Origin of the sequence: Afifella sp. H1R (genome assembly GCF_021462425.1) — a bacterium.
Classification (GTDB): domain Bacteria; phylum Pseudomonadota; class Alphaproteobacteria; order Rhizobiales; family Afifellaceae; genus Afifella; species Afifella aestuarii.
On the sequence record NZ_JAKEDY010000001.1, the window covers coordinates 1,505,384 to 1,518,445 of the forward strand.

Sequence of the window (13,062 nt, forward strand, 5' to 3'; positions counted from 1 at the left end):
CGAAGCGCGCCGGAACCTAGCCACTTTGCGCACACCGCGCAACGGCCGTCCCGGATCGCCCTCAGGCCTCTTTCTTGGTCTCTTGGTAGACGTGCTCCGGCCCCGGGAAGCGCTCTTCACGCACGGCCTCGGCATAGGCCGTCACCGCTTCCTCGATATGCGTCCTGAGCGAGCCGAATTTCTGCACGAATTTCGGCACCCATTCGTTGAGGCCCAGCATGTCTTCGAGCACGAGCACCTGCCCATCGCAGGCGGGCGAAGCGCCGATGCCGATCGTCACCGCCGGCACCTTTTCGGTGATGCGGCGCGCCACCGGCTCTACGATGCCTTCCATGACGATGGCGAAAGCACCGGCGTCGGAGATCGCCATCGCGTCGTCCTCGAGCGCCTTCTGGCCCTCTTCGGAACGCCCCTGCACGCGGAAGCCGCCCATCGTGTTGACCGATTGCGGCGTCAGCCCGACATGGCCCATCACCGGCACGCCGCGCTTGGTCATGAAGGCGACCGTTTCGGCCATATGGACGCCGCCTTCGAGCTTCACGGCCCCGGCGCCGGTTTCTTTCAGGATGCGCGCGGCGTTGTGAAACGCCTGCTGCGGGCTTTCCTCATAAGAGCCGAAAGGCATGTCGACGACGACGAGCGCCCGCTTCGAGCCGCGCATCACGGCGAGCCCCTGCAAAATCATCATGTCGAGGGTGACGGGAACCGTCGTCTCCAGCCCGTGCATGACGTTGCCGAGCGAATCACCGACGAGGATGAAGTCGACCAAAGGATCGACGATCCCGGCCGTATGAGCGTGATAGGCCGTGAGCGAGACGACCTTCTCGCCGCCTTTGCGGCGCGCGATGTCGACCGCCGTCAGACGGCGCGAAACCGTATGTTTGGACAAGCTGCCTCCTCAATCCGTCACTGTCTCTTCGGGCGCCCTATCAGAGCACCGGCATGGCCCGTGCTCATCCGAGCGGAGAGACGCCGAACAGCCATTGATGCAGGAAGAGCAGGAACACAAGCCAAAGCGCAAGCCCGATCGCCATACGAATGAGCTCCGGCTTCCACGGACCGGCCATGCGCACGATGCCTTCGCGCTTGTCACGACGACGCGACCCTGCGTAATCGACGATCGCCCAGACCATGAAGGCGCCGAACAAGAGGATGTCGCCGAGACGCCCGTTGGCGAGGAGATGGGCGAACGCCCAGACCTTGACGCCGAGCACCATCGGATGCCCGACGGCGGCGCGGATCGGCCCCGGAGAGCCGTTGAGCGCCACCAGGGCAAAGGCGACCGCGTTGAGCAGAATGGCAAGGTGCCGCGTCCAGACCGGCGGATACCAGACATCGATCGGGTTGAGACGCGTCAGGCCGTATCCCCAGACGATGAGCACGAGCCCGACGATAGAAGCGAGCGAGTAGAGGCCCTTCCACATCCCATCGCCACGCTCGGCGATCATGCGGTCACGAAAATCCTCGCCCCAAAGGCGCACCGAATGGGCGCCGAGAAAGAGGATGAGGCCCAGGATAAGGACAAACATGTGACGAGGCTCCCCAACGCCCAAGGAAACGGACCGCCGGCGCGGCCCGCAGAGAAGGGCCCGCATGGAACGGTTCAAGAAAGGGCTAGCTTCTTTGGCCGCGACAAACAATGAGGCGGGGTGTCTCCCTGACGCATGCGCCCCACCCGCGCATCGGAAAACGCTCGCCTCCACCAAAACTACTTGCCGTGAGTGGAGCGCGTCGGCGCCTGCGTTCGCACGTATCTGCCGGCCCCTGAAATCGCCATTCCAGATCCCGCGGCGAAGCCGAAAACACCCGCCCTGCCAATCATTTGACACATTCCCTGGCGGAGTTCCGGCCTCTCACGACGGCTAAACGAAAAACGCCTCTGCGGTCGGAACGAGCCACCACGCCACAAGGTTTTCCTGGTGACTTCTTCATAACGAAGACAGGGAGACACCAATGGCTATGCAGAATCTGCAAGAACTCTTCGTTCACACGCTGAAGGACATCTATTTCGCCGAGAAGCAAATTCTCGAAGCGCTGCCGAAAATGGCCGACAAGGCGACAAACAAGGACCTGAAGAACCTCTTTGAGACGCATCTCGAAGAAACCAAGGGCCACGTCGATCGCCTCGAGGCTGTCTTCGGCCTCGTCAGCGTCAAGCCGGAAGGCGAAACCTGCCAGGCGATCCAGGGCATCATCACCGAAGCCGAAGAGCTGATGAGCGAGATCTCGGACGGTGACACGCGTGACGCGGCGATGGCTGCGGCGGCGCAGGCCGTCGAGCATTACGAGATCGCCCGCTACGGCACTCTGGAGGCCTGGGCCAATCGTCTCGGCCACAAGGAAGCCGCGAAGCGGCTCGGCGAAACCCTTGCGGAAGAAAAGAGCGCCGACGCCAAACTCAGCAAGGTTGGCGAGAGCGAACTCAACAAGAAGGCGGCTTAATCCACCACGCCTTCGTCCGGCATCTGCCGGACCCTGCAAAGCCCCGGCTCAGCCGGGGCTTTCTGCGTCTGCGTTCACCCTGCCTTCTGGGTCTCAGGAGGCCTTCTGATAGAGAATATGCGGCGAGACGGGCGCCTCGGCCGGGCGCTCGAGTTCGGCGAAGCCTGGCAATTCGAGAGGCCTGTCGCTCAGCACATAGCCGCCATCCGCCGCCCAGGCCGCCACCAGCGGGGACAGCCATTCCCGCGTCGCAAGATCGGCCGTTGGATCCCCTGCCCCCATATCCGCATGGATGAGCACGGGCTTGGCCGGCACGCGCGGATGCACGAGCCGCAGCGTGTCGCGCATATCGCCCACCACCATATGCTCCGCATCGGGGATGCAGCCCGCATGCGCGCGGATCGCGCGATCGAAGGCAAAAATATCCCGCTGCGGAAAAATCTGGCGCAGATGATCGAACGTGCGGCCATTGCCGAGACCGAGCTCGAAGACCGGTCCTTCGCGCGCGCCGATCAGCCTGGCGACATGATCGAGCAGCACCTTTTGCGCGATCAGGCGGTTGATGGTGCTTTCCAGGCGGCTCATCGACTTTGTCCTTCAGTTCGGCGTCCTTCAGTTCGGCGCAAGCCCGCTGTGGCATGAACGGGGCTCGACGCCAAGTCGGCAAAACCGGCGACGACGCGCGGGTCTCCTCGGGAACCGGAGCGGCCCCGCCGCCATTGCCCATGAAGACCTGCAACCACAGGACCATCATGAGTGATTTTCAGATTCCGCAAGTCGGTCGTCTGCACCACCCAGAAGCCTTCGTCACCGGCATTTTGCGCAATTTCGACTTCGCCTCTCAGGCGCTTGGCGCGGCGACGGACACATTGCAGCTTCGCCTGGTGAAGACCGAACACGGGCTCGATCCGAATTATCAGATCGGCACGACCGACGGCATCGATGCGGCGGCCTTTTCCGGCACGACGCACGAGCTTCTCTTCGACGATATCACGGAACGCATCGACGAGAACGAGCTCAGCCGTGAGGCCTACACCCAAGAACATGTCCGCGCCTGGCTCGACCAGATCAACGGACAGACGGGTCAGGAGGAACCGCTCTTTCCGGGCATGGCAGGAGAAGGCTGAAACGAGGAAAAATTTTCCGCGCGAGAAGCCTCACGATCAGTGTTGGAAAGGGAACAGCATGAAGACGACGCAGACATTTCTCACGGAGCGATCCACCCGTTTTGACGGCAACAACGCCGACCGGCAGCTGGCAGCCAGCATCCCCCCGGTCGTGTCGCGGGCAAAAGGCCGGGCGCCGGCTGGTTCGGCAAAGGCTGCGCAGGGTCTGACGAGCGGCAAGCCGGGCCTCTGAGCCTTTTCCGACCGAGCACCCGCTCCGGATCGCGACGGCCCAAAGTGAGGTAAGCTGGACGCCCGGATCAGCCGGGCGGATGATCCGGCTTCCGATGGTTCGGCCATAATTGTCTTTCTAGCTTCTCCCGGCACAATTCGACGAGAGTCGGCCAGCAGGCGCGGGTCGCGCCGCCGGCCTCTAGGTTTCGCGCCGCAAGCCCTCCTCTAGAGAAGCTCGCGCAGCCGTCCGGGCTCCGGCAGGCCGCTGACGACGATCTCCGGCTCATCGCCGGCGGAATAGATCGTCACCTTGGCGGCGCCGACGATCCGGTCCACGAACGACTGGTCGACATTCACAGAGCGCACGGAACTGCGCTTCATCTCTTTGATCTGCTTGGAAAAGAGCCCAACCTCGTACTGCACCTCATCGGCGGTGATCGTGAACAACTCCGACCGCGTCTTGATGTACCAGCCGATGATCACGATCAGGCCGACGAGAACCGGAATCGTGACGACGCAGATGATGAAGAGAAGCGGGCTCGACTTGAACATCGAGGGATGGGCGGAATAGAGCGGCTCGGCCTGGCTTGGCATTCTGGTCTCCGGGGCAGGATGTCGCAAAAAGCGGTGGGTCCCAGGAAAAACGGCCCGATTTGCGGCATGTTCCGCGATCGCTGCTTATGCCGCAGCTTTCTTCCTTACCAAAGCTTCACTGGCTGACATTCGCGTTCAGATATATGACAGCCGCATCGCCATTCCTTAGGGGAAGCACGCGTATGCAGGTTGAAGATACTCGAAGCGGTTATGGCGCGCTCTCGCTCGCCATCCATTGGCTTGCAGCCGCGGGCATCATCGCCCTCTGGCTCCTTGGAAATCAGATGGAAGACCTGCCCCGCGGACCGGAAAGGACCGCGGCGCTCGATCTGCACGTATCGGTCGGTGTCGCCCTCTTCGTCATTCTGGCGGGGCGGGTTCTCTGGCGGCTCTACAGCACCCTGCCCGACAGTCCGGACGAAGCGCCCGCCTTGCGCATTTTCGCACGGGTCGTGCAGGTCGGCCTTCTCCTCTGCCTGACCATCCTCATCATCTCCGGCCCGATGACCATCTGGACCGCGGGCCGGCCGCTGCCGGTCTTTGGCTTGTTCACGATCCCGAGCCCGCTCACCGAGAACCATTCCCTGCACGAGGTGTTCGAGACGGTGCACGTCGTCACGAGCAAGGTGATCCTCGTTCTCTTCCTGGTGCATGTCCTGGGGGCTCTGAAGCTCTGGGTCACGCGCCCGTCTCTTTTGCGCATGGTGGCGCCCGGCCGCTGAGGGCGCCCCTCTTTCCGATATCCCTTTTCATTGGACCAACTTGAGCCGGATGACCGACCGTCATCCGGCTTTCTTTTTGATATTATTCCATTCGAACGCGTGAATAAGACGCAGAACGCCTTGCCTTCCGTCAAGGCAATGCCACGCAGAAGGTGTATGTAGGCCTGAGGGGGCACGTGTCGGAAGGAGAGCGAAAATGAGAAACGATCGCACCGCACCGAGACGGGCATTTGTGCAGATTGCGGCGCCCGCTGTGCTGGCTGCTGCAATGGCATTGTCGCCCGCATGGGCACAACAGGGTCCCGGCGCAGGCATGGGTCAAGGCATGGGCCAGGGTATGGGCCAGGGCCAAGGCATGGGACGCGGCATGGGCCAGGGTATGGGTCAAGGTATGGGCCGCGGCATGGGTCAAGGCATGGGACAGGGCATGGGACAGGGCATGGCCGCCCGCGTCGACGCCATGGATACCAATGGCGACGGCGTGATTTCGCTGGACGAAGCGACCGCCTGGCACCAGTCCGTCTTCGATACGATGGACAGCAACGGCGATGGCCAGCTGACGAAGGACGAATACATGTCCGTCCGCTTCGCCTTCGGTCCGGGCGGCGGCCAGGGCCCGCGTGCGGCCCAGATGACGCAGCGCAAGGAAGCGCGCTTCACCCAGGCCGACACCAACAAGGATGGTCGCCTGTCGCGGGACGAATTCATGGCCTCAGGCAAGAGCCGTTTTGCCGCGGCGGACTACAACAAAGACGGCCGCGTGACGCCGGCGGAGTTTGCGGCATCACGCAATTTCTGAGCGTCGAAACGGCTCCATCTGACGCCGATCCTGCCGCCCACGCGGCAGGATCCAAATCTCGACGGACACTTCATCGCCCTCCCCGCGGAGCATGGCGCCATTTGAAGTGTTGACCCCGGGTCAACACTGCGTCCAAGGCATCCCATGTTTCGTTTCGCCCTCACCTCTGCTCGTGCCGTTGCGTTTGCGCTTCTCCTCGCCTTCGCCGGCGTCTTCGATACGGCTGCGGCCCAGACACCGGCCCAGACACCGGTCAGAACACCGGCCGCGAGACCGAACGAGATGGATGCTCTGCGGCAGGAAAGCCTGCGCCTCGTCAACGAGGCCCGCAGCGAGGCCCACCTCCCGCCACTCACGCTGAGCGAGATATTGGACCAGGCGGCGCAGGCGCATGCCCGCGACATGCTGGAGCGCAAGTACTACAGCCACACCACGCCCGAGGGGCGCACCGTCATGGATCGCTATCAGGCGGCCGGCGGCAATCCCGGGCGGCTCGTCGCCGAAAACATTGCAAGCTGCCGCGGCTGCCCGGTTCCGGCCGATCGGGCCGCGGTTGAAAAGCTCCACGAAGGCTGGATGCAAAGCCGCGAACACCGCGCCAACATCCTGCGCAAAGGCCTCACGGAATACGGCTTCGGCCTTGCGGAGAATCTGGACGGGCGCCGCTACGCGGTGCAGGATTTCGCCGGTCCGGGCACGCCGCAAACGGCTGAGGGCAACGGGGAGACGACGGAAACGACGCCGCTCGCCCCAGAAGCCCAATCGGAACTGGCCGCAGACCTCATCAACGCGGCCCGCTCCGACGAAAAGAGCGTCTTCGCCGACAAGTCTCTGGTTGCGACCGCCTCCGAGATGATGCCCGAGACACTGAAGGGCGCATCGCTCGACGATCTCCGCAACCTCCAGACCGCCTTACCGGACGAAACGACCTTCCGGCGTTTCCGGGTGGTGGCCGGGAGTTGCAGCGGATGCGGGACGGAGGCGACGGACGCGGACGTCCGCTTCTTCCTCGGACAATGGCTCAAGAACGACGACTACCGGGCCATGCTTCTCAACAATGACTTGACGGGGATTGGCCTCGTCATCGCGGCCGATGGCGAAGGCAAGAAGATGGCCGTTGCGGTTCTTGCTGGAAAATAGGCTTTTTGCGCAACAGAAAGACAATTCGGAAGATCGTTGCCTTAGCGTCAAGCCCCGCACCAGCTTTCGCGGGCAAATCCGGTGGGTAGAAAAACCGAATGGCAACCCATGGCTTTCCTTCGCAACATGAACGCTTTGAGCGACCAGTTCGCCGCCCTCAGCCGCTCGCAGGCGATCATCGAATTTGAGCTCGATGGCACGATTATTCGCGCCAACGACAATTTCTTGAAGACGATGGGTTATACCCTCGACGAAATTAAGGGCCGCAAACACGCGATCTTCGTCGACGAGAAAGAGCGCGAGAGCAAAGCCTATCGGGAATTCTGGGATCGCCTGCGGGCTGGAGAATTCTTCTCCGCCGAGTACAAACGCAAAGCCAAGAGCGGCAACGACGTCTGGATCCAGGCTTCCTACAACCCGGTCATGGGTCGCGACGGCAAGCCCTATCGGGTGATGAAGCTCGCGAGCGATATTACGGCATCGAAGCTCAAAAGCTTCGATCATGAAGGTCAGCTCGCCGCCATTCACAAAGCCCAGGCGGTCATCGAGTTCGAAACCGACGGCACCATCATCACTGCCAATCAGAATTTTCTCAAAGCTCTGGGCTACGAGCTCTCCGAGATTGTGGGCAAACATCACAGAATCTTCATGGAGGCCTCCGAGCTCGCCTCCCCGAGCTATCAGGCCTTCTGGGAAGCGCTGCGCCGCGGCGAGTTCCAGGCGGCTGAGTTCAAGCGCATCGGCAAGGGCGGCAAGGAAGTCTGGATCCAGGCCTCGTACAATCCGATTTTCGACAGCGAATGCCGCGTCATCAAAGTGGTGAAATTTGCCACCGACCGCACGGCGCAGGTCAAAGATCGTCTCCGCCGGGCCAAGGCGCAGGAAGTCATCGACATCGACCTCGGTGAAATCCTACAGGCCGTCGAGCACACCAATCACCAGGCATCGACTGCCGCGTCCGCATCCGAAGAAACCTCGACGACCGTTCAGGCCGTGGCCTCCGGCGCCGAAGAGATGGCCGCCTCGGTCGCGGAGATCAGCCGCCGCGTCACCGATGCGCTCGCCATTTCGATCGAAGCGGTCAAGCAGGCGGACGAGACCAACCGGATCGTGTCCGGCCTTGCCACCTCCGCCCAGAAGATCGACCACATCGTCGACCTCATCAACAATATCGCCGGCCAGACGAACCTTCTTGCCCTCAACGCCACGATCGAAGCAGCGCGCGCCGGTGAGGCCGGCAAGGGCTTTGCCGTCGTCGCTGCCGAAGTGAAGGATCTCGCCGGCCAGACCGCCAAGGCGACGGGCGAGATCAGCACGCAGATCAGCGAAGTGCAGGGATCGACCTCGAGCGCCGTCAGCGCCATCGAAGCGATCTCCCAGATCATCAATCAGGTGAAGGAAATCTCGTCCGGCATCTCGGCCGCCGTCGAACAGCAGGCCTCCGTGACGCGCGAAATATCCTCCAACATGCACACGGCAGCTCAGGGCGTCTCGGAGATCACGCAGTCCATGTCGCAGATCGCATCGAGCGCCGCGCAGATCGACCAGGCCACCCGCCAGGTCAAGGAAATCTCGCAGTCGATCGCCGCCTGATCGCCGCAAGCCGCCAAGAATCGTCTGAAAGCCGCCTCGTTCGCGAGGCGGCTTTCATATTTCAGCGCCGAGGAACCAGCAAAAATCATCTCATGCCGGACGCGGCAGGCGTTCGCGCGCGACGAGAAGACCGTCACGAAGGCTGAGCCCGATCAGAGCGAGGTTGAGCCCACCCGCCAAAAGCTCGATCCCCTGGACGGCGATGAACGAGCCGGAGAACTCGCCGGCCGCCGCCTTCGCCTGCAGAAAGAAGGCGCACGGCACGAGCACGAAAAGGCCGTTTGCGGCGATCACCGGCATGCGTCGGCGTTTCGCCGCAATCCTTGGATGGCGCGACGTTCCCCCGAGTCGGAAACCCGACATCCCGACCGCCGCCATCGCCGGGATCAGGGCAAGCATGCCCCACAGGATGGCCGTCTTGACGGCGAGGATCGTGGCCGCGCTGCCAAAGAGCTCGGCGAGAACCGTCGACGTCCAGAACGTCAGAATGATGAGGAAGGCGGCCCCTCCCGCCACGGGGTGCAGTTTGCGGATCATCGTCCCTCTCCAGAAAGCGGCCCCTCTTCCAGCCGGGCCCTGAGTTGCGCCAGAAGTTCCGTCAGCCGCGTAAGTTCGCCGGGGGCGAGAACGGCGGCGAGGTCGTCGGCATGCGGCCGCCAGCGCGCAGTCGCCTCCTCGAACAACGCTTCCCCCTTTTCGGTCAGGCGCACGAGCTTCGCCCGCTTGTGATGCGGGTTGTCGGCAAGCTCGAAAATGCCGTCGCCGACCAGCTCGTCGACGATGCGCTGCACCGATTGGCGCGTGAGGCCCATGTTTCGGGCAAGCTGCGCCACGGAAAAACCGCCCCTCCCCTGCGCCACCGATCCCATCACCTGCCAGCGGGCACTCGTCAGACCGAGCGGCCGGACGAGCGCATCGCCTGAGGCGATGAGCGCCCCGTTCAACCGGAAGACTTCCAGCACCAGGGCGTTGAGCGGATGTTCGAAGGGATAAGGAGCTTTTTCAATCATGACAGCATACATACATTATAGCAGCATGCTGTCAATATGCGATTGCCCCCTCGCGCCGCTTGCATCATGGGGTTCATGGCCTATATGAATCGTGCACGATTTAATCTAACACGAGCAATATCATGAAAATCATGTACGAAACCGAAGCCCGTGCCGTTGGCGGCCGCCAGGGCCACGCCGAGACGCCGGATGGCCTCCTCAGCGTCGATCTCGCAACGCCGAAAGAGATGGGCGGAAAAGGCGGGGCGACGAATCCGGAGCAGCTCTTTGCCGCCGGCTATGCCGCCTGTTTCGAAAGCGCCATGCGCTTCCTCGCCGGCAAAAAGAAGCTTCCCTTGAAAGGCGCATCGGTCACCGTCAAAGTGCGCCTGGGTGCGGCGTCGGAGACCGCTTTCGGGCTCGACGTCGATCTCATCGCCGAGACGGAAGGTCTGGACCGGAAAACGGCCGAGGATCTCGTCGCGGCGGCGCATGAGGGATGCCCTTATTCGCGGGCCATCAAAGGCAATGTGAACGTAGCGATCACCGTCGAGGCGAAGTGAGCGGCAAGCACAAAACCTCTGAGAACGGATTGTCGCCCGACGCGCTTCGGGCGACGATCCTCGATGCGCAGATATGCTTTGCGCTCTATTCGGCATCGAGCCGGATGACGAAGCTCTACCGGCCGCTCCTGGAGCCTCTCGGCCTCACCTACCCGCAATACATCGCCATGCTCGCATTGTGGGAAAAGGCGCCTCGTTCCGTGGGCAGCCTCAAAGAGGCGCTCGGTCTCGATTTCGGCACCCTGAGCCCGCTCCTGAAGCGGCTGGAGGCGCAGGGCCTCGTCGACCGCCGCCGCGATCCGGAAGACGAACGCCGTGTCATCGTCGACCTCACCGAAGCCGGGCGGGCTCTGCGCGTGCCGGCCTCGAAAGTGCCCGAAGAAATCGTCTGCCGCGTCGGCCTTCCGCGCGAGACCATGGTGTCGCTGCGCGCCGCTCTGAGGCAGCTCAACGCAGCGCTCGACGAAAACGACGCGCCAAAAGCCTGACCGGACTCACCTCAGCCAGGGGCAAAGTCGCGAGCCCATCGCGCAACCCTGACCGCCTCATTCAGCATATCAACTTTCGGACAAGGCGTCTTGTCGCCGCATTGGTGACGCATTAGATAGCGGTAACACAATTAGCTTGCTATCTATTATGCCGCCTTCCCAGAACTCTCCCACGCATGACGCGTTCATCGAGGCCGTCACCAACGTCACGCGCAAGCTGCGCACCCGCTTCGACGCCATGGCCAAGAGCCGAGGCCTCACCTTTTCCCGCGCCCGGCTCTTCGTGCTTCTCGCCCGTCACGAGGGGGCAAGCCAGGCGGAGCTTGCCGACCTCCTCGAAGTCGAACAGCCGAGCATGGTCCGCCTCGTCGACGGTCTGGAAAAATGCGGTCTCATCGAACGACAGGCGGCCGAAGAGGATCGTCGTTCCAAGCACATCTATCTGACCGAGGCCGGCCGCGAAAAAGCCGGTGAGATCCTCCCCTTCGCGCGCGAATTGAAAGCCACGGTCCTGGAAGGCATCGACGCGGAAGAGCTGCGGCAGGCGACGCTCACGCTGCAGAAGGTCGCCGCCAACATCGCGGCGCAATCGTGAGCCCCCATGCCTGAAAGACGTGCGAGCGACCAAGGCCCGGACCCCCTCGTACGAGGCGCGGCCCGCACGCCGGCACCGCGGGCCGAACAGCTCGACCGCCGGCGGCCTTTCGGCAAAAGCAGCGGGATGGATGCCGCGCGCGGCGAGCCGCAGGCCGCACCGCCTCCGCCGGCGGAGCCCGAGCGCCCGCCCGTGGTCCAGCCCATGCCCTATGTGCCGAAACATCCGGCACGGGCGGCCGCCTATATCGCGACCTCCGCACTTCTCGGCATCACCCAGGGCCTCGGCACGCAAATGGTCGGGGCCAATCTTTTCCAGATCCAGGGCTCGATCGGCGCGACGCAATCGGAGACGATGTGGCTGATGGCCGCCTATATGGCGCCCTACGCCTCCCTGTCGCTTGCTCTCGTAAAACTGCGCCGCCAGTTCGGCCTGCGCCGCTTCGCCGAACTTTCGATCCTCGTCTTCGTCGTCGTGGCGCTTCTCAATTCCTTTGCCCGCGATCTTCAGAGCGCCGTCATCCTGCGCTTCATCGCCGGCATCTCGGCCGCACCCCTCTCCGCCTTGAGCTTCCTCTACATGATGGAGGTGCTGCCGCGCGAAAAGAAGCTGACGATCGGCGTCTCCTTCGCGATGACCAACCTCACTCTGGCGATGCCGATCGCCCGGCTGATTTCGCCGACGCTCTTCGACATCGATCAATGGCACGGCCTGACGACGTTTGAGCTCGGCCTGTCGATGCTCTGTTTTTGCGGCGTCTACATGCTGCCGCTCACCTCGCCGCCCCAGGCAAAGGTCGTCGATCCTCTCGATTTCATCAGCTATCCGCTGATTGCCGTCGGCTTCGGCTGTATGGCTGTCTTCCTGACGCTTGGCCGCGTCTATTGGTGGTTCGAGCGCGACTGGCTCGGCTGGCTCCTGGTCATCTCGCTCGCCTCGCTCACCCTGGCGACCGTCATCGAGCTCAATCGCAAATACCCGCTCGTCGATATCCGCTGGATCTGCAGCCCGCCGATCCTGCATTTCGCCGCCGCGCTCATCATCTTCCGCACCATCCTCGCCGAGCAATCGGCGGGCATTCGCGGCCTCTTCAATCAGCTCGACATCACCAACGATCAGGCGATGCCACTTTATTGGATGGTCTTCGCCTGCGTGCTCGCCGGCGGCTGGGTCTCCGCCATGGTTCTGAAACCGGGGCGCGAGCCGGCCATTCATGCCGTTGCCCTCAGCGCCCTGTGTGTCGGCGCCTATCTCGACGGCCAATCGAGCAATCTCACCCGGCCCGAGCAATTGATGGTGAGCCAGGGGCTCATCGCCTTCGGCGGCGCTCTGTTCCTGCCGGCCGCGATGGCCCGGGGCATTATCGCCGCGTTCACCAAGGGCCCGAACTACATCTTGAGCTTCGTCGTCGTCTTCCTGTCGACGCAGAGCCTCGGAAGCCTCTTCGGATCGGCGCTCTTCGGAACCTTCGTGCAGATCCGCGAGAAGTTTCACTCCGAAGCGCTGATCGAAGGTCTGAAATCGACCGATCCGCTCGTTGCCGATCGCATCTCGCAGCTTGCCGGAAGCTATGCCGGTGTGCTCGGCGATCAGACGCTTCTCAAGGCCGAAGGTGCCGCCCTTCTCTCCAGAGCGACGTCCCGAGAGGCCTACATCCTCGCCTACAACGATGCCTTTTTGGCCGTGTCCGCGCTCGCCGCGACGGCTCTTCTGGCGCTCACGATCCACGTCGCCGTGGCCTGGCTGATGAAACAGCGGCAGCCCGCCCCGGCACTTCAAACCCAGACTTCATAATCC

At 62.9% G+C, this 13,062-nt stretch carries 17 protein-coding genes; 11 read left to right on the top strand and 6 right to left on the bottom strand.

Going from position 1 to position 13,062, the window contains the following annotated elements:
* Window positions 1–61: 61 nt before the first annotated feature.
* Both panB and L0F51_RS07175 read right to left on the bottom strand, forming a co-directional pair.
* On the bottom strand, window positions 62–889 hold the full coding sequence (gene panB / locus L0F51_RS07170) for a 3-methyl-2-oxobutanoate hydroxymethyltransferase (protein ID WP_234628536.1): 828 nt from the start codon (window positions 887–889) through the stop codon (window positions 62–64).
* Between the two features lie 64 nt (window positions 890–953).
* Entirely contained in the window at window positions 954–1,529 is a 576-nt protein-coding gene (locus L0F51_RS07175) for an NnrU family protein (RefSeq protein WP_234628537.1), read from the bottom strand.
* A gap of 424 nt (window positions 1,530–1,953) precedes the next feature.
* Between L0F51_RS07175 and L0F51_RS07180 the strand changes: the two genes are divergently transcribed.
* Window positions 1,954–2,442 carry a ferritin-like domain-containing protein gene (locus tag L0F51_RS07180; protein WP_234628538.1) on the top strand — a complete coding sequence of 163 codons (489 nt, stop codon included), beginning with the start codon at window positions 1,954–1,956 and terminating at the stop codon, window positions 2,440–2,442.
* 93 nt (window positions 2,443–2,535) lie between these two features.
* Here the strand turns inward: L0F51_RS07180 and L0F51_RS07185 are convergent, their stop codons facing one another.
* Complete coding sequence (locus L0F51_RS07185; protein WP_234628539.1) at window positions 2,536–3,027, bottom strand: class I SAM-dependent methyltransferase; 492 nt, start codon at window positions 3,025–3,027, stop codon at window positions 2,536–2,538.
* Window positions 3,028–3,194: 167 nt separating this feature from the next.
* On the opposite strand from L0F51_RS07185, the gene L0F51_RS07190 reads away from it, so the two are divergent.
* Window positions 3,195–3,569, top strand: coding sequence for a hypothetical protein (locus L0F51_RS07190; RefSeq protein ID WP_234628540.1), 375 nt, complete (start codon window positions 3,195–3,197; stop codon window positions 3,567–3,569).
* Between the two features lie 58 nt (window positions 3,570–3,627).
* Window positions 3,628–3,801 carry a hypothetical protein gene (locus tag L0F51_RS07195; RefSeq protein ID WP_234628541.1) on the top strand — a complete coding sequence of 58 codons (174 nt, stop codon included), beginning with the start codon at window positions 3,628–3,630 and terminating at the stop codon, window positions 3,799–3,801.
* A gap of 206 nt (window positions 3,802–4,007) precedes the next feature.
* Here L0F51_RS07195 and L0F51_RS07200 read toward each other — a convergent pair whose 3' ends face one another.
* Window positions 4,008–4,376, bottom strand: coding sequence for a PH domain-containing protein (locus L0F51_RS07200; protein ID WP_234628542.1), 369 nt, complete (start codon window positions 4,374–4,376; stop codon window positions 4,008–4,010).
* A 182-nt stretch (window positions 4,377–4,558) separates the two neighbouring features.
* On the opposite strand from L0F51_RS07200, the gene L0F51_RS07205 reads away from it, so the two are divergent.
* The 4 genes from L0F51_RS07205 to L0F51_RS07220 all read left to right on the top strand — a co-directional run bounded on the left by L0F51_RS07205 (window position 4,559) and on the right by L0F51_RS07220 (window position 8,630).
* Window positions 4,559–5,098 (top strand): cytochrome b, encoded by a 540-nt coding sequence (locus L0F51_RS07205; RefSeq protein ID WP_234628543.1) that lies wholly within the window; start codon window positions 4,559–4,561, stop codon window positions 5,096–5,098.
* Window positions 5,099–5,294: 196 nt separating this feature from the next.
* Window positions 5,295–5,897, top strand: a complete 603-nt coding sequence (locus L0F51_RS07210) for an EF-hand domain-containing protein (protein WP_234628544.1) — start codon at window positions 5,295–5,297, stop codon at window positions 5,895–5,897.
* Between the two features lie 144 nt (window positions 5,898–6,041).
* Window positions 6,042–7,037, top strand: a complete 996-nt coding sequence (locus L0F51_RS07215) for a CAP domain-containing protein (protein ID WP_234628545.1) — start codon at window positions 6,042–6,044, stop codon at window positions 7,035–7,037.
* 108 nt (window positions 7,038–7,145) lie between these two features.
* The gene (locus tag L0F51_RS07220; protein WP_234628546.1) at window positions 7,146–8,630 is read left to right on the top strand and encodes a PAS domain-containing methyl-accepting chemotaxis protein; all 1,485 of its coding nucleotides are present in this window, start codon (window positions 7,146–7,148) and stop codon (window positions 8,628–8,630) included.
* A gap of 90 nt (window positions 8,631–8,720) precedes the next feature.
* On the opposite strand, the gene L0F51_RS07225 is transcribed toward L0F51_RS07220, so the two are convergent.
* Window positions 8,721–9,167 carry a hypothetical protein gene (locus L0F51_RS07225; RefSeq protein WP_234628547.1) on the bottom strand — a complete coding sequence of 149 codons (447 nt, stop codon included), beginning with the start codon at window positions 9,165–9,167 and terminating at the stop codon, window positions 8,721–8,723.
* Entirely contained in the window at window positions 9,164–9,640 is a 477-nt protein-coding gene (locus L0F51_RS07230) for a MarR family winged helix-turn-helix transcriptional regulator (protein WP_234628548.1), read from the bottom strand. The genes L0F51_RS07225 and L0F51_RS07230 overlap by 4 nt, the downstream gene beginning before the upstream one ends.
* A gap of 122 nt (window positions 9,641–9,762) precedes the next feature.
* On the opposite strand from L0F51_RS07230, the gene L0F51_RS07235 reads away from it, so the two are divergent.
* The 4 genes from L0F51_RS07235 (at window position 9,763) to L0F51_RS07250 (ending at window position 13,059) form a co-directional block, all read left to right on the top strand.
* Window positions 9,763–10,182, top strand: coding sequence for an organic hydroperoxide resistance protein (locus L0F51_RS07235; RefSeq protein WP_234628549.1), 420 nt, complete (start codon window positions 9,763–9,765; stop codon window positions 10,180–10,182).
* A 29-nt stretch (window positions 10,183–10,211) separates the two neighbouring features.
* The gene (locus tag L0F51_RS07240; protein ID WP_234629367.1) at window positions 10,212–10,670 is read left to right on the top strand and encodes a MarR family winged helix-turn-helix transcriptional regulator; all 459 of its coding nucleotides are present in this window, start codon (window positions 10,212–10,214) and stop codon (window positions 10,668–10,670) included.
* A gap of 148 nt (window positions 10,671–10,818) precedes the next feature.
* Entirely contained in the window at window positions 10,819–11,265 is a 447-nt protein-coding gene (locus L0F51_RS07245) for a MarR family winged helix-turn-helix transcriptional regulator (protein ID WP_234628550.1), read from the top strand.
* Between the two features lie 204 nt (window positions 11,266–11,469).
* On the top strand, window positions 11,470–13,059 hold the full coding sequence (locus tag L0F51_RS07250) for an MFS transporter (protein ID WP_370642377.1): 1,590 nt from the start codon (window positions 11,470–11,472) through the stop codon (window positions 13,057–13,059).
* The last annotated feature ends 3 nt before the right edge of the window (window positions 13,060–13,062 follow it).